The 16040-nt window shown below is 48.8% G+C and carries 10 protein-coding genes; 1 reads left to right on the top strand and 9 read right to left on the bottom strand.

All coding sequences use genetic code 11. From position 1 onward, the window contains the following. Nucleotides 1-12: 12 nt before the first annotated feature. On the bottom strand, nucleotides 13-324 hold the full coding sequence (locus T504_RS14875; protein ID WP_231473844.1) for a hypothetical protein: 312 nt from the start codon (nucleotides 322-324) through the stop codon (nucleotides 13-15). Nucleotides 325-569: 245 nt separating this feature from the next. Between T504_RS14875 and T504_RS0102190 the strand changes: the two genes are divergently transcribed. Then, nucleotides 570-1025: a DUF441 domain-containing protein gene (locus tag T504_RS0102190; RefSeq protein ID WP_033169412.1), complete on the top strand. Its 456-nt coding sequence runs from the start codon at nucleotides 570-572 to the stop codon at nucleotides 1023-1025. A 59-nt stretch (nucleotides 1026-1084) separates the two neighbouring features. Here the strand turns inward: T504_RS0102190 and ruvC are convergent, their stop codons facing one another. The 8 genes from ruvC to T504_RS0102150 all read right to left on the bottom strand — a co-directional run bounded on the left by ruvC (nucleotide 1085) and on the right by T504_RS0102150 (nucleotide 16039). Then, nucleotides 1085-1579, bottom strand: a complete 495-nt coding sequence (gene ruvC, locus T504_RS0102185; protein ID WP_033169411.1) for a crossover junction endodeoxyribonuclease RuvC — start codon at nucleotides 1577-1579, stop codon at nucleotides 1085-1087. A 67-nt stretch (nucleotides 1580-1646) separates the two neighbouring features. After that, nucleotides 1647-2375: a YebC/PmpR family DNA-binding transcriptional regulator gene (locus T504_RS0102180; protein ID WP_033169410.1), complete on the bottom strand. Its 729-nt coding sequence runs from the start codon at nucleotides 2373-2375 to the stop codon at nucleotides 1647-1649. Nucleotides 2376-2533: 158 nt separating this feature from the next. Then, nucleotides 2534-7438 carry a two-partner secretion domain-containing protein gene (locus tag T504_RS0102175; protein WP_081823342.1) on the bottom strand — a complete coding sequence of 1635 codons (4905 nt, stop codon included), beginning with the start codon at nucleotides 7436-7438 and terminating at the stop codon, nucleotides 2534-2536. 134 nt (nucleotides 7439-7572) lie between these two features. Beyond that, entirely contained in the window at nucleotides 7573-9276 is a 1704-nt protein-coding gene (locus T504_RS0102170) for a ShlB/FhaC/HecB family hemolysin secretion/activation protein (RefSeq protein ID WP_051635153.1), read from the bottom strand. A gap of 101 nt (nucleotides 9277-9377) precedes the next feature. Further along, complete coding sequence (locus tag T504_RS0102165; RefSeq protein ID WP_051635152.1) at nucleotides 9378-9830, bottom strand: CAP domain-containing protein; 453 nt, start codon at nucleotides 9828-9830, stop codon at nucleotides 9378-9380. A gap of 389 nt (nucleotides 9831-10219) precedes the next feature. Further along, nucleotides 10220-11428 carry a tyrosine--tRNA ligase gene (gene tyrS / locus T504_RS0102160; RefSeq protein WP_033169408.1) on the bottom strand — a complete coding sequence of 403 codons (1209 nt, stop codon included), beginning with the start codon at nucleotides 11426-11428 and terminating at the stop codon, nucleotides 10220-10222. Between the two features lie 41 nt (nucleotides 11429-11469). Continuing rightward, on the bottom strand, nucleotides 11470-13572 hold the full coding sequence (locus T504_RS0102155; protein ID WP_051635151.1) for a transglycosylase domain-containing protein: 2103 nt from the start codon (nucleotides 13570-13572) through the stop codon (nucleotides 11470-11472). A gap of 85 nt (nucleotides 13573-13657) precedes the next feature. Beyond that, the gene (locus T504_RS0102150; protein WP_033169406.1) at nucleotides 13658-16039 is read right to left on the bottom strand and encodes an endonuclease MutS2; all 2382 of its coding nucleotides are present in this window, start codon (nucleotides 16037-16039) and stop codon (nucleotides 13658-13660) included. Nucleotide 16040 lies beyond the last annotated feature (1 nt).

The following is a 16040-nucleotide window of genomic DNA, read 5'->3' as shown; positions in this document are numbered from 1 at the left end:
GATACGTACCGATTACCCCACACCCGGAATCACGACCATACGGCCTTTCGCCAGCACTTTTGCCATCGCATTAATCAGATGCTTATCACACCCCGTAAATTTGACCGCCATGGCAAAACCCATAACCGAGCAGACAGCCTGTATAAGCCCACTGTTAGTCATGCTTTTGGCAAAGGCATTTAACGCTGCCATAGGAACGCCGCCTATGCAGCACATAGCAATACCAGAACCAATCAGTACGATCCGGGCATCATACTTTTTGATCAAAAGATACACGGCAAAGCATGTTATCAGTACGCCAGATGCCCACATGAGTTCAACCATTTGCTACACCTCCAAATTCAAATTTTACAAGATAATTAAAAAATTTACTAATTAATCATAGTATACTGCTATTTGTGTGTCAACATGTAAACATCATGTATACAATATATCAATAACTGTGTTATTTTCATCACATCTTCTGCCACATGTATCCCCTCAGCCCCTCAATTAGAGCCAAAAACAGTTTTCATATCCCCCATCTCCGTGTATAATGATATAGTACTTCACAAAAGGAGCTGAACGATTTGTATATCGAATATATCACCTTAGGCGCGGTGCTGCTGCTTAGTTATATCGGCCATAACATGACGGTATTTTATGCTGCGGCGATTGTATTGGGGCTGAAGATCTTAGGGCTTACGACGGCGCTCAATGCCTTGGGTTCCCAGGGGCTTAACTGGGGTATCATCATTTTGACAGCGGCGATTCTGGTGCCGATTGCCAATGGTACGATTACGATTCAGACCATGCTTGATGCCTTCCGCACGCATGCGGGAATCATCGCTATCGTAGCAGGGCTTTTAGCGGCTGTCGCTGGCGGCGGCGGCGTTGAGCTTTTGCAGAACAGTCCCGATGTCATCCCCGCGCTGATTATCGGCACGATGGCAGGCGTCCTATTATTCCACGGCGTAGCGGTCGGTCCGTTGATTGCAGGCGGTCTTACTTATTTCATCCTCTGGATTCTAAAAGCCGTCCGCTAAAATCGCTCTTATAACGAAAACGGAGTCTCTTACTTTTCTAGTAGGAGACTCCGTTTTCGTTATAATTGATTCCGCCAGACGGCGTCGTTCATACAATAGGTCGTGCAGATGGCAACGGCCAGAGCATCGGCCGTGTCGTCTGGTTTTGGTGGCTCGGGCAGATGCAGGAGCTTGGTTACCATGTAGATAACCTGCTGTTTCGTTGCCTTGCCATAGCCCGTGACGTCCTGCTTGATTTGCATCGGCGTCCGCTCGACGAGCCGCAGGTTGTTCTGCGCCGCGGCTAGAAGCACTACGCCCCGCGCCTGGCCGACAGGAATCGCCGTCGTGACGTTGCGGTTGAAGAAAAGCTTCTCAACGCCCATGACATCGGGCTGATATTTTTTTATCAGCGCATCAAGTTCCGTATGGATCTTGAGCAGGCGGTCTTCCATTTTCATATTCGGCGTCGTAAAGATCGACCCATAGGCACGCGGAATCAAGCGGCTGCCCTTTGACTCGACAAAGCCATAGCCGCAGATTGCTGTTCCCGGGTCAATGCCTAAAGCTAACATAAGTTCTCCTCCCGATAGCAGAAAAGGGGCTCATGCTCTGAGCCCCTTTGTATTTCCGAAGCGATGATTATTCTTCGATTTCGTAGTTGCTGTAGACGTTCTGGACGTCGTCGTTCTCCTCGAGAGCATCCTCGAGCTTCTGCATCTTCTCAGCGTCTTCGCCGGAGAGCTTAACCGTGTTGTCCGGAACCATCGTGATTTCCGACGATGCCGTCTCGATGCCCTTGGCCTCCAGAGCTGCCTCGATGTCATCGTAAGCATCCGGCTCAGCCGTAATCTCGAAGACCTCACCCTCGTCCTTCATGTCATCAGCACCGGCCTCGAGAACGATTTCCATCAAGGCATCTTCATCTGCAAAGGTCTCTTTTTCCACGACGAAGATAGCCTTCTTCTGGAACATCCAGCCAACGCAGCCATCCTGACCGAGGTTGCCGCCGTGTTTCGAGAACAGGTGACGGACATCGGCAGCCGTACGGTTGCGGTTATCCGTGAGGATGTCGAGCATGACAGCCGTACCAGCCGGGCCATAGCCCTCATAGGTCAGCTCTTCGTAGTTTGCACCTTCCGTCGTGCCCTCGCCCTTCTGGATAGCACGCTTGATGTTGTCTTTCGGGATGTTGTTGGCTTTTGCCTTCGAAAGAGCAAGTTTCAGACGCATGTTGCCCGTCGGGTCGCTGCCGCCCATGCGAACTGCAATCGTGATTTCACGGCCGATCTTCGTCGTGAGTGCACCGCGGATTGCGTCGTTTGCGCCCTTCTTACGTTTGATATTTGCCCATTTAGAATGTCCTGACATGAGGAACACCGCTCCTTTTTCTTATGTTTTTCCTCCTGCATGCAGGAGAAATTGACTCTGTACTAACTGGTTTAGTATACTACGTTTCAAAGTCTTCGTCAAATAATACAGCCCCACCATTCACTCGGCGGGGCTGTATTTACGCGAAGCAGTACGAATCAAGAAAGATACACATAAACCGCATCCAAATCCTCGAGTTCTAATCCCATTTCACTAAAGGCAACATGCAAAGCTTTTTCCATAACATCCACATTATGGCTTGCCTCACCTTGTTGCAATGCCCGCTCCGCGCTGCTATCAGCCGGATGGATTCCCAGAATGGCACCGTTATAACGAATCGTGAATTTCGTCTCATCCTTTGTTAGCGGAATAGCTTTAGTATATTCGCGCTGCTGCGTTACTCCACTAGTCTTAGGAATTGCCAGTTGACGTTCTGCCGGACTCATCGTAACGCGATCTGGTTGTACATCCAAGGCATAAGTGCCATCCAAAAATACTTGTCCATTCTTTACTTTGCCTACCGGAAGTTGCGCCGTAGTCAAACCAAGGACTTGTTCCACAGGATTTACTTTATTTCCTGGCACGACCTGATAACTTCCTGCCCCCGCCTGTAAAGCGCTTTGTGCGTATTCTAATTGCGGCCGTTCTACTTTGTTATCTGCCGGCTCTTTTACCTTGTCATCCAAATCTGGCAGAATCGGCGGATTTACTTCTTCATCCTCAAGCCCGCTCGAATCTATCGGTTGATTGTCATCAGGATCGAAAACTACGGTATCTCCCTCTGCGTCTGGCAGCCAGTTGACTACTGTTGGCGGCGTTATTTTGTATACACCCTCGTAAGTGAAGCGATAATTTCCTGCTACATCTCCCGAATTGAGCACCGTATCATCCGCGGATAGATAGATGGAATACGTATCCTCACTTGCGGCGGTTCCCAGCAAATAAGCTAACGTTGGCACAGTAGCAGCCGTATCGCCATTTACCCATTGCCCACTATAGCCTTGCCCTTGTACCTCAACCTTTGATGCGTCAAAGGTTTCTCCTTGACCAGTCAAAGTCAGCACGATTTCATGGGGAGCAACCGTCGTCTTTCCCAATTGTGGTTCAAATTCATAGTTGGCCGCATCGTTGGCATTATCATACGCCACACCAGTAAAATGAACGACATCGGCATAGGTTCCCACTCCTGGGGTGGTTCCTCCTATCGGGATCTGGTTCGTATACTCCTCATCAAAGCTAAAACTTGGATTACGAAGCGTAGTCCCGTTTACTAAACCGTGTCCCTGGCCATCATCCGCAGCCGCATCGATCAAAGCGGTATAATCCGCTGAACCATAGGTCGTGGAAAGATTGATCCGAATCGGTACACTGCGCTTATGGATAGTGAGCGTCGCATCATTTCCGCCAGCAGCCTTGTACCCATTTCGATAGGCATCAGTTGCGACAAAAGAGGTGTTATTCACATCCATACCGATGGCATAAATGGCGTTATATCCATCCGTATCCGCCGCTACACCACTCATACGGTCTGCATCCGCCGCAAAGCCTGCGCTCGCAGCCACACCTGCCACTTTGGCCGTATTTACTACAGTATCTTCCGTAAAGGCTGCATATTGCGTTGTCTCAGATTCTACCTGCCACTCCGAAGCGCCACTTAATGTCTCGCCATATACTTTTTCCATATTCGCCGCCGTTAAAGTCACGGTGGGCTGATACTTGAAGATATAGCGGCCCATCTCTGCTTCATCTTCCACCTGCGTATACCCATAGGCGTCAGAACCGCGATTCCAGAGTGCATAGGTATCACTATTGAGGTTATTGCCAAAATCATTTACCATCGGCGACCCAGAATAAATCTTCCATTTGCCGCCAGCTCCCGTGACAATGCCTGAAGTTTCTGTAGAAGCATTGATAAAGCTGCCACTTCCCGCATCGAGAATCACTGCATCATTTTCCGTTGCTGCCGACTGGATATTACGGCTGATTCGAATGCTGCTCGTATCCCCATCCGTAACGACCTTTACTTTTCCGCCAGACGTTATGCCTGCCAAATTAACTGTTCCCAGAGAATCCACCTGCACATCACCACTTGACGTCGTAATGCGGTCTCCTATGGTTACTCCAGCGTCACCCTTAATTGCTACGGTATTATCCGCATACACCAATCCCGTATAACGATTCGAGCCAATTAGTGACGGGTCAACATTGCCATTAGCACTTGCTGACAGATTTACACCACCGCCAACGGTGACTGAGCCAGTGGTATTCACGAGCAAATCGCTTAGATGCAGCGATTTACCAATGTTGCCACCGATGCTTACCGCACCACTACCGGCCTGAAGTGTCATAGCGGAATGCTCGGTATTCGTTTCTTGAATGAACCCAATGACGTTACTACTCTGATTATTGACATCCGCCCAGCCAGCATCCGATTTCCAGTTCATACCAACAAAAGGCTGATCAATGATACTATCGTTGTTCGGTTCATCAAAGGGTTTATAGCCATGCGTCAAATCATGGGACCAGCCTTGATACATGTTTTCAGCTACGATTCCTTTAGCCTTGCCCGTCGTAGTAAAGAACAACGTGCCCTTTCCATCATTGGCTTCCCCTTCTGGGCCTGTCACCCAGTAAAATTCACGTCCTGCTTGGACATTTGGGCCAACCACATCGGTTTTGCCGCCGATCAGCGCTTCGTTCGTCTTGCCCACCATCAACGAACCAACAATCCAGTTTTCAAGCTCGGTGGTAATCGTTGCCAGATATTTATCCCCCACTGCCGAACCACCGGCAGTATCTTCACGGGCGGCTATTTCCGCCAGTTCCCATCGAGTCAAGATAGATTCATGATTGGCGGTTTTGTTAAAGGGCCAGTTCGTAAGGATGTGTTTGGCAAGCTGCCCATATTCTTTATCTGTTAAATCGGCAAAATCTTTAGCAGCATAGGTTACATTATTAACTGCACCATTTGCCCCCAACTTCACATGATCTTTGTAATAAGTCTTCACCACGTCAATAGCAGCTTGTCCTGTAGGCAAAGACTCACCTTGGATTATCTCATAATCCTTGAAACATCTTTCCTGAATTTCAGCACGTTCTTCCGGCGTCAAATCCTCAAAGGATTTCCAAACCGTATTCTTTAAGTATTTTTCATAGTAAATACCAGCAATCCGCTTGAGTTCTGGATCATTCTTTACCGAATCCTGCAGCGTTTTGTTTAGGATTGGATTCGCAAACAAGCGGTAGGTATTCGCAGAATCCACATTGCCACTGATATGGATATTGCCACCACTGCCATCTGTCCCCGTCGTGTCAATTACCAATTTGCCCTTGTTGAGCCCTAGTGCTACGTCACCATAAAGCGACACTTTGCCGCCATTAGTCAAGATTCTGCGGTCCCCATCCACAGGGTAATTTCCGTCAGCATCTTTTTCATCATTCGCATGACCAAAATAGGTCCCCACATGACCTGAATCAATCGTCTCACCGCAGCCAGCCGTGAAATTACCGCCATTGGTTGTAATATCGCTGTTCACCACCACCATGCCTTTGGCATCACCGTCTGTGTCAGCATGCAAATTAACATTCAGCATCCCTGCTGTTGCCGTAATCGGTGCATTGATTATGACGTTGCGCTGGGCCTGCAAAGTCAACGTTGCTTCTCCGGTTTCCGAGCCATAGGCTGTACCGACCCCATTCATCTTCGAAACAGATTTCTCAATGGGCGAATTTACGGTGATATTGGAAACTCCCAAAGAATATAGTTTTTTATCCGGTTCAAGAGGATTCGTATCCAATGCTTGGATTCTAACACTGGTTCCATTGCTTAACCGCCAGCTAATGTAATCTGCATTCAGATAGCTGTGTTTCTCCTCCGTCGTCACACTCTGGCTTTCATAATATTGGTCCGTAGAAACTGACTCGAAACTTGTTGGCGTAACATCCGTGTAGCCCTCAGGCTGTTCATTGCTAATGATAATGTCCACCGGATCGATGAACCACTCGCCAGCCTTTCCCGTGATGCCCGCCGCATCAATAACCGCATTCGTATCAACGTGCAAAATATCTCCAGACGTCTCAATCAAACCGCCATCAGTCTGGCCAATGGCTTTCAATACCGCCGTATCAGCGATATTAGTGCCTTCACCAAGCACGCGGATCGTACCACCAGCAGTCCCATCATTCAACCCCGACACGTCAAGCGTTCCGGAAACATTCACCTGTCCATGGCTGCCGCCATCCAAGATGATTTCTCCTTGGTCATTGACACTAAGATTCTTTGCCTCGATAATCCCAGAGTGATTGACCACTTCACTGAGCATATCGCCAGCGCTCTTGGCCGTCATTATCACCTGTCCGCCTGCAGCATTAATCGTTCCGCTATTGAGGACATGGGCCTGTGCCTGTTCCCCGCTGGCCGTGAAGTTTAATTTTCCCGCAGTATCAATGGCCAAATCCAGATTTTTCACCGCACTTAACGCCACCTGTCCGCCAGCGTTTTCAATATGTCCCGTATTTTGCACCACCGATGCCTGCAAAGCTACCAAACCGCCTTGGGCCTTGATATCCGCAGCATTTATGATGTGTCCTGTTGAAGTTTCATCCAGCTTCAATGCGATTGTCTCCACACCCTCGCCAAAGCTCGTCATGAAACGATCATCTACGTTAGCCGTTGATGCGACCAAACTCCCCGTGTCAATTTGTGCCCCTTTGCCAAACAGTATTCCATTTGGATTGAGTAAAAAGACACTGCCCGCTGCTTTTAAGTTACCATAAATTTCCGAAGCCTTGTTGCCTACCACGCGATTTACCGCAATATCGTGAGCCTGCTGCCGGAATTCCACCGTTTCCCCTTGAGCAATGTCAAATTTCTGCCAATCCAAGGCCACATGCCGCGTCTGCTGATCTACGACTAATGCATGTTCATCTCTACTGATTTCAGCCTTACCGGACCGAACTTTACCGCCCTCTGGAGCCCCTTCTACTGTAGCAAATGAAAACGTAGAAATCGTGAGCCCCAAGGCTAATGCCAAATGCCATCTCTTCCTCCGTGAATATTTCATAAGGCACTCCCTCCTTTACCTTAAGTCGATAAAGTATTTCCCATATATTATATCGGTCAAAGCCGTCAAAAACTTAAATGTATTTTCTGAAATTGAAAGATTTAAGTTTCTTTTAACTTCTTTATAAGGAATTTTTAAAAATAAATTCCGCCGCGAAGCCAGAAATGACCACTAGCATTATTGCGATCATTGCGCGGACGTTCTGCCCCCAGTGGCCAAGCATAATCGGCGCGCAAAAAACCTTCATCGGAGCGCGTCAGCAGGATACCAACCCCTGCTCCCTGGAGATAACGATGATTTTCTCCCGCCGCCTGCTTATGACACTCCAGCTTTACGCCGCCATGGTCCAAGAACCCCGCCAGCTGAATTTGATTTTTATCTTGCTGCCACAACGGATACCGCAGCTCTGCCCGCAACAAATAGCCAATATCCCCTGATGCTTCACTGGCTGGATAAGCCCGTACCCCAGCGGCACCTCCCAAAGAAAAATGTTCCGAAGAGTCGAGATTATGACTAGCCAATTGGCCTCTAGCGGATAGCAACAAATTCAACCGGTAGGGCAAATGCTGATAGTGCTGCCAGTTCACCCGCATTTTATGAAACGTCCCTGCTGTATGTGCCCATCTATCCTGTTGCCAGCCTTCTTCATCCCGAAATCCCAGGGTTCCCCATTTATAATCCACTCGCCAACTGGAAACACCTCTTCGAACCGATTGCTCACCATAAAGCGAAGCCACCATACCATGACTATATTTACGAACGCTGGAATCCACCAGCCGGAGTTCATCGGTAAGCGCAGTGTGTTCATAGCGAAGTGCCGCATAAAGGTTTCGATACTGGCTCCGTGTAACCGCATAATCCAAACCAGCAGAAACCGTCCGCGATGTTCCATACGCTGACAACGGGCGGTAAATATCCCCTAAATGATACGACAACATGTTATAGCCTAGCGATGCCTTCCAGCCAGCACTCAGGACGGGCAATGTGTAATTGACATTATAGCTGTATAATTCTTCCCCAGTCATATTCGCGGCAACAGCCAGCTGCCCGCCTTCATGTTCCGGATTCAAAAAGTCATACGAAATGCCAAAGGTATTGTAATTGGTATACCGATTGCCATAGTTATCTCCTGTTATTGCGCCGCATTTCCCTTTATGCGGCGCCAAAGCAATCTGCACATCGACCGTACCAGATGTTTCTCCTGGCGATAACTTAGCACGCGCATCTGCTCCTGCTAAATCGGATAACAACCAAACGGCGCGTTCCAATTTTTTCCGCGTCAAATACTCCCCCGGTTTCATAAAACCAATTTCCCGCTTCACGATGTAATCATGGATTTTGGTTTTATTCTCCACGTTGACCTTTCCTAGGCGGCCTACCAGAATGGTGTACTCTACGATGCCACCGTTAATTTTTTGTGCTGGCAAGTAGGCCCGCGCCATCAAGTACCCATGCTGACGAAAATACGCCGTGATTTTCTCTGCGCCCTGCAGCAGTTCTTTAAACGTTACCATGCGTCCCTGATAATCTTTTAGTAGGTCCTGCAAGACTTTTTCCTGGTAAATATCCTGTCCCGTAATGCGAAATCCATTCACCTTTACTTTTACTTCGGCTGCCATAGCCAGCTCAGGCTTTTCTTCTTCAGGGACCGCAATCGCTGCATTGCCACTGCCAAAGTCGGGGAGTTCCACGCTGCTATTTCGTTCATCACTCGTCAACGTACCAGCATCCAGCGGCGGTACGACCCCTGGTGCACACGCGCCGCTTTCGCTCCAGGCAGTAAAAGCAAGCAGCACGCCTAAAGCTACGCTGCCTTTTATTTTCACATTTCTCGTCATCACACATCCCACTCTTTCTGCCAAAAACAAAAAGGGAATGCTTCAGCCGTTGGCCAAAACATTCCCCAAGGAGTATTCCTACTGTCAGCAACCTCATCCCATTAATCGCATGCCATTTCCTGTGCTACGTAGTAACGGCCATCGGCCCCTTTGGCACAAGAAACACCCATTTTCGTGTAATGGCGATTGAGTAAGTTGGCACGATGCGTCGGCGAATTCATCCAAGCACGAACAATCGCTTCTGCATCATCCGTTTTGCTAACTGCCAGGTTCTCACCGAACCAGGAATAAGATGCTTTATTCTCTAAAACCGATTTAACATCGCGGCCATCTGGACGCTGATGAGCAAAACGAGTCTTCGATTCTTCTGCACGAATCGAAGAAGCAGACGTAAGCTCACGGTCCAATACCATCGGAGCAACACCTGCATTAACGCGAACTACGTTCACATGGTGCAGGATTTCATGATCAAGATTCGCTGCCGATGCTGGCGAAACAACGAGAACGATAAGCGCGAGTACCAGCAGGGAAACCATCCGCCGCCAGCTTTTCATTTTTTTCGCCTCTTTCGTTTGTCGCTTCATTTTCCTCTTATGAGTACCAAGTCTCCACGCTTCGCACCCTCCTGCCATCGGCAGGGAAGATTCCAAATTCACGACAAAACCAGCGAATCCCTAACCCGAGATTGGATTAAGGTGTTCCCTTGCTGGCACAGCCATCGCATGACTGTAGCGCTTTTGTTCCGCTATTCAATTTTAGAGTATTCTTGTCACTTATATTATAAACGATAATAAGCAAACAAGCAATAATATTCTTGACAACTAACAGTATTTTCTTAACCGTTTGGCCAACCGTTGTCAAAACATCTTTCCTATTGTATTCTCTGCCAAGAGAAAAAATCCTGCCAGCTTGACGAGAAAACGCCAAGCTGACAGGATAAGGATTACTTCACCAGTTTAAAATATTTTTTCTTGCCTTTTTTAACAATGGCAGCACCATCCGTGAAGTCTGCCTCCGTCAGAATATAGTCAACATCACTGACTTTAACATCGTTCAATGCAATTCCGTTTTGCTGGATAAGGCGTCGGCCCTCACTCTTCGATGCGACAATCTTGCCTGCTGCCAATACATCTAAAAGTTTGCTGCCAACTTCGGCCTTAACTTCCGGAATATCAGCACCTGCCCCCGAGCCACCGAACATGGCTTCCGCAGATTTCTGAGCTTTTTCTGCTTCTTCCTCACCATGAACGATTTTCGTGACTTCATAAGCCAGGACTTTCTTAGCTTCATTGATTGCCGAATCCTGAAGAGCACCCAGACGGCGAACCTCATCCATGGGCAGGAACGTCAAAAGTGCCAGACACTTTTCTACGTCCGCATCATCAACATTGCGCCAATACTGATAGAACTCATACGGACTGGTCTTTTCTGCATCGAGCCAGAGAGCACCGCCAGCCGTCTTGCCCATCTTCTTGCCGTCACTTTTGGTGAGCAGCTTATTCGTCAGTCCATAGACAGCCGTATTATTTTTGCGTCGGTTGAGTTCGACACCTGCGATGATATTCGACCACTGATCGTCACCACCCATTTCGAGCTTGCAGCCATAACGACGGTTAAGCTCGAGGAAGTCATAGCCCTGCATGACCATGTAGTTGAATTCCAGGAACGTCAGGCCTTTTTCCCAGCGCTGCTTGTAGCATTCTGCGGCGAGCATACGGTTAACCGTGAAGCAGGCACCGACATCGCGAAGCAAATCGATGTAGTTGAGCTTGCGAAGCCAATCGCCGTTATTGACCATAATGGCTTTGCCATCCGTGAAATCAATGAAGCGGGCAATCTGTTTTTTAAAACATTCGCAGTTATGCTCGATGTCTTCATCCGTCAGCATTTTACGCATATCCGTACGACCAGTCGGATCACCAACTGTGCCGGTGCCGCCACCGACCAGACAGATGGGACGATGACCAGCACGCTGCATGTGAGCCATCGCCATAAGAGCGATAAAATGTCCCGCATGCAAACTGTCTGCTGTCGGGTCAAAACCAATATAGAATGTGACCTTTTCTTTATCCAATAAGTCACGCAGCTCTGCTTCATTTGTGCACTGCGCAATAAATCCACGTTCTTTTAAAGTATCAAATACATTTGCCAACAAACTCTCTCCTTTGAGGTCACCTTTAAACGAAATGTCCATTAATTACGGGATTTCGAGATGCCGCCGCCCGGTTCCGGTGCCACGGATTCCGGCATCGATGGCGAATCATTGCCACCATTGGCACCGCCTGGTCCAGGAACTGTTTTGCTCGTATCCTGTTTTCCATTCTTACCGTCTTTGGCGTCTTTCTTGTTCTCGCCTTTTTTCTTGACTTCCGTCTTTTTATCATTTTCCAGCTCGCCAATGCTATCATGTTTGGTAGCAGCCGAACCATCAAAATTTTTGGCTGGCGTCTGAGCCAATGCCTTTTCCATGAAATTCTTCCAAATCTGTGCAGGCAGCTGCCCACCCATGACACCGTTCATCGCTGTGTTGTCATCGTTACCGACCCATACGCCACAGACTAAATCCGGTGTATAGCCAACAAACCAGGCGTCATGATAATTGCTGGTGGTACCGGTCTTGCCGGCTGCCGGGCGGCCGATATTCGCACGAGCACCGGTACCGCCCTTCTTGATAACTCCCTCGAGCATATCGGTAAGCTCTGCTGCGCTGCTTTCACTGATTACACTGCGCTGTTTCACTTCAGCCTGCTCTAAGACCTTGCCGTTACGATCCAGGACTTTGACAATGACTACCGGTTCAACATGTACGCCCTTATTGGCAAAAGTGCCATAAGCACTGGTCAGCTCCAGCGGCGTCACACCCTTGGTCAAACCACCCAAAGCCGTCGAAAGAGTTCTGTCATTCTGCGGACCATCAAGAACAAACGTCGTAATCCCCATCTCCTGGGCATAGTAAATCGGCTTATCGATTCCCAGCTTCTGCGCAATCTTTACCGTCGGTACATTCATCGAGAAACGAGCGACATCGCGCATGGTAACCTTGCCACTAAAATGACCGCTGTCATTCTGGGGACGCCAGCCATCGATGTTGATGGGGCTGTCATCGATAACAGTACTCGGCGTAAATTTATCTTCGAGGGCCGCCGCAAAGACAAACGGCTTAAAGGCAGAACCCGGCTGACGAACCGCCATCGTTGCACGATTGAACTGGTCCGTACCACGGCCACCCACCATAGCCTTCACATAGCCATTATGTGGGTCAATTGCCACCAACGCCCCCTGAGGCTGCTGAATCTTATTCGCATCGACTTTGATATCCGGCAGATTCTTCATAGCTGCCTCAGCAGCCCGCTGCATATCCATGTCAATTGTCGTATAGATTTTCAGGCCTTCTTTATAAACGGCATCAGCACCGTATTTGTCGATGAGAACCTGCGTCACATACTCAATGAAATAGGACGCCTCGGAAGTCTCTTTTTTCTTCACGGGCTTGACAATATTGAGCTTTTCCTTTTTAGCCTTCGAAGCGGCACTGCTATTGATATACCCGTATTTTTCCAACTGGTCGATAACAACAGCTTTACGCTCCATCGCTGCATCCATATTATTCATCGGCGAATAATAATTGGGACTTTTCGGGATACCAGCCAGCATTGCGCATTCGCTGAGGGTCAATTCCTCGACGTTCTTGCCAAAGTAAGTCTGCGCAGCTGCCTGCACACCATAAGCACCCTGACCAAAGTAAATCTGGTTCATATACATTTCCAGGATTTCCTGTTTCGTATACTGGCGCTCCAACTGCATCGCCAGGAATACTTCCTGGATTTTACGCGTCAGTGTGCGTTCCTGCGTGAGGTACGCGTTTTTCGCCAACTGCTGCGTAATCGTAGAACCACCTTCCGATACGCCGCGACCGCGAATATTGGCATAAAGCGCACGCAAAATACCGCGCGGGTCTACACCACTGTGCTCGTAAAAGCGATTATCCTCAACGGCCACAAAGGCATTCTGAAGTTCCTTCGGAACCTGCTGAATCTTGACCGGCCGCCGATTCTCTGCCGCGTGAACGTTAGCAATCTCGTTGCCATTAATATCGTAAATCTGCGATGAGGCCGGTGGCAAAATATCATTTGCCAAATCCGGCTTCGTATTCATACTGGCCGTCAAAAAACCACAGCCAATTCCGGTAACCATGACCAGTAAAACCAATCCTAATCCCAGGAACACGCGTTTTGCGGTGCTGCTGCCTTTTTTTGCGGGACGTTTTTGACGGCTCGTATTTGAATGTTTATCCATGAGCTGCCTCCTTAAATTTATACTGTTTCATTTTAACACAAAACGAATGCATCGTCTATGAAATCAACAGCTCGAAAAAATATCCTTATTTCAACGCTACCACAGTAGCACCAGTTCCGCCTTCGTTAATGTCGGCAAACTGAAAGCTCTGAACGTTACGATGACGTTTCAGATAGGCATGAACACCTTTGCGAAGGGCCCCCGTTCCCTTGCCATGAATGATGAGAACCTGCGTCAGTCCAGCAATCACCGCATCGTCAAGGAATTTTCCCAGCGTCATTTCGGCTTCATCTACCATCATGCCACGGATATCGATGTCCCGGCCGATATTCTGAGTCTTCTGCAGGAACGAACCAGACTGACTGTTGCGTTTCTTACCACTAACTACAGCCTGAGGCTTATCCTTTTCCGCATGGGACAAGAACGTACAGCCAGACGCTTTGACTTTCGTGCGCAAACTACCCAGCTGAACCGTCAGCTCTTTCCCCTGCACTTCGATAACGGTTCCCTTCTGGTCCAGCTTCTTGACATAGATAATATCTCCCGGCAGAAGTTTTTTAACGTCAATCTTCTGACCGACTCCCTTCTGAGCCATGATCCCAGGCCGTGCTTTCTCCGATGCTTCATTGATTTTTGCACGGGCTTCGGCAATGGCCTGCTGGCGGGCACGGATGCCCTGGTCATCGAATTGTTCTTTCAAGTCCTTGATTACAGCTTCTGACTCACGGCGCGTCTGGCGAATCATCGCCGCACTCTTTTCTTTTGCTTTGCGGATGATTTCGCCTTTTTGTTTCGACAGTTCACTCTTCGCCGTCTGCAGTTTCAATTCCAGTTGGGTAACCCGCTGCTGGCGCTCGCGAATCTCCGCATTCATCTGCTCATACATCATCTTTTCGCTTTCCAGCTGATTGATGACATGTTCAAACTGTGCATGATCCGCTTTAACGAGCTGCTTGGCCCGCAAGATCAAAGACTCCGATAACCCCAACCGCTGACTGATCGCAAAGGCATTGCTGGCGCCTGGAATTCCAATGAGCAGCCGATACGTTGGACGAAGCGTCTCCACATCAAATTCTACGCAGGCATTTTCAATACCATCCCGTGTATAGGCAAAAGTCTTGAGCTCCGAATAATGCGTTGTTGCCACCGTTGTCGCTTTAACATCCAGCAGTCGTTCAAGGATAGACATAGCCAGAGCAGCACCTTCTTCCGGGTCTGTGCCAGCGCCCAGCTCATCGAGCAGCAGCAAATCATCGCTTTCGACTTTATCGAGAATCCGGACGATATGAGTCATATGCGCCGAAAACGTCGAAAGACTTTGCTCGATGCTTTGTTCATCGCCAATGTCGGCATAGAGGTTCTGATATACAGCAATCTCCGAATCGACATCCACCGGCAGGTAACATCCTGACTGTGCCATAAGCACCATGAGTCCCAACGTTTTCATACTGACGGTCTTACCACCAGTATTCGGACCCGTTATGAGCAGCATCCGATAATCTTCGCCCAGGGTAATGCTAGTGGGCACCACCTTATCCCGCGGAATCAACGGATGACGTGCGTTCTTTAGTACCGTACGCCCTTCCTCATTGATAAGCGGCTTCACTGCCTCCATATCCCGGGCAAGCTTTGCCTTGGCAAACGCAAAATCAATGTCGCGAAGGATTTCGCAGTTTGCGGTGAGCGGTTCGCTTTCACGGCTGATTTCCTGAGACAGTTGGCGCAGAATACGCTGAACTTCCTGCTGCTCAGCCAGCGTCAATTGTTTTACATCATTGTTGAGTTCCACCACTGCCATCGGTTCAATGAAAAGCGTCGATCCACTGGCGGATTGATCATGGATAAGACCGGGGAAATGCGTGCGATACTCTGCTTTGACTGGAATAACATAACGCTCATCGCGAACCGTGACAATAGCATCCTGGAACATCTTCTGATACTGCACATCGTGCAGGATGCTGTTTATCTTATCCTTGATGCGCACCTGGGAGCTCTTGAGTTCCCGGCGAATACGGCGAAGTTCCACACTGGCATCTTCCCGCATATTGCCGTGTTCATCAATCGTCAAGGAAAGATTTCGCTCAAGCTGACCAAGAATCTCGAGGGAATGAGCCCATTCCTTGAGCACGGGCACTTCCATCTCCAAATCCCGGAAGAAGCGTTTTACCGTGCGCATGGCATAAAGGGTGCTCATGACCTCCTGCAACTCTGCTAAATCCAACACAGCCCCTTTTCCCGCTTTTGCCAGCAGCGGACGAATGTCACGAATCCCGCCGAGCGGTGGTGCCGCCATCGCATAGACCGTAACGGCCTCTTCGGTTTCCTGCAGCCATTCGCTGATTTCACTAAAATCCGAACTGGGATAAAGTTCCCGAGCCTTTTCCTTTCCTAACGAAGAACCAGCCCGTTCAGCGAGCATCTCTGTAATCTTTTCGTATTCTAAAATCTTAAACGACTCGTTTTCCATC

The organism is Selenomonas sp. ND2010, assembly GCF_000702005.1.
GTDB lineage: Bacteria > Bacillota > Negativicutes > Selenomonadales > Selenomonadaceae > Selenomonas_A.
Note: the sequence above shows the minus strand (reverse complement) of the source record. Positions and strands in the feature narration are given on the sequence as shown.

What these genes read in the sequence shown, in the direction of transcription:
- T504_RS0102165 (WP_051635152.1), bottom strand. Translation starts at nt 9,830, where the DNA reads ATGAAAAGCTGGCGGCGGATGGTTTCCCTGCTGGTACTCGCGCTTATC.
- T504_RS0102155 (WP_051635151.1), bottom strand. Translation starts at nt 13,572, where the DNA reads ATGGATAAACATTCAAATACGAGCCGTCAAAAACGTCCCGCAAAAAAA.
- T504_RS0102180 (WP_033169410.1), bottom strand. Translation starts at nt 2,375, where the DNA reads ATGTCAGGACATTCTAAATGGGCAAATATCAAACGTAAGAAGGGCGCA.
- T504_RS0102175 (WP_081823342.1), bottom strand. Translation starts at nt 7,438, where the DNA reads ATGAAATATTCACGGAGGAAGAGATGGCATTTGGCATTAGCCTTGGGG.
- T504_RS0102150 (WP_033169406.1), bottom strand. Translation starts at nt 16,039, where the DNA reads ATGGAAAACGAGTCGTTTAAGATTTTAGAATACGAAAAGATTACAGAG.
- T504_RS14875 (WP_231473844.1), bottom strand. Translation starts at nt 324, where the DNA reads ATGGTTGAACTCATGTGGGCATCTGGCGTACTGATAACATGCTTTGCC.
- T504_RS0102170 (WP_051635153.1), bottom strand. Translation starts at nt 9,276, where the DNA reads ATGACGAGAAATGTGAAAATAAAAGGCAGCGTAGCTTTAGGCGTGCTG.
- ruvC (WP_033169411.1), bottom strand. Translation starts at nt 1,579, where the DNA reads ATGTTAGCTTTAGGCATTGACCCGGGAACAGCAATCTGCGGCTATGGC.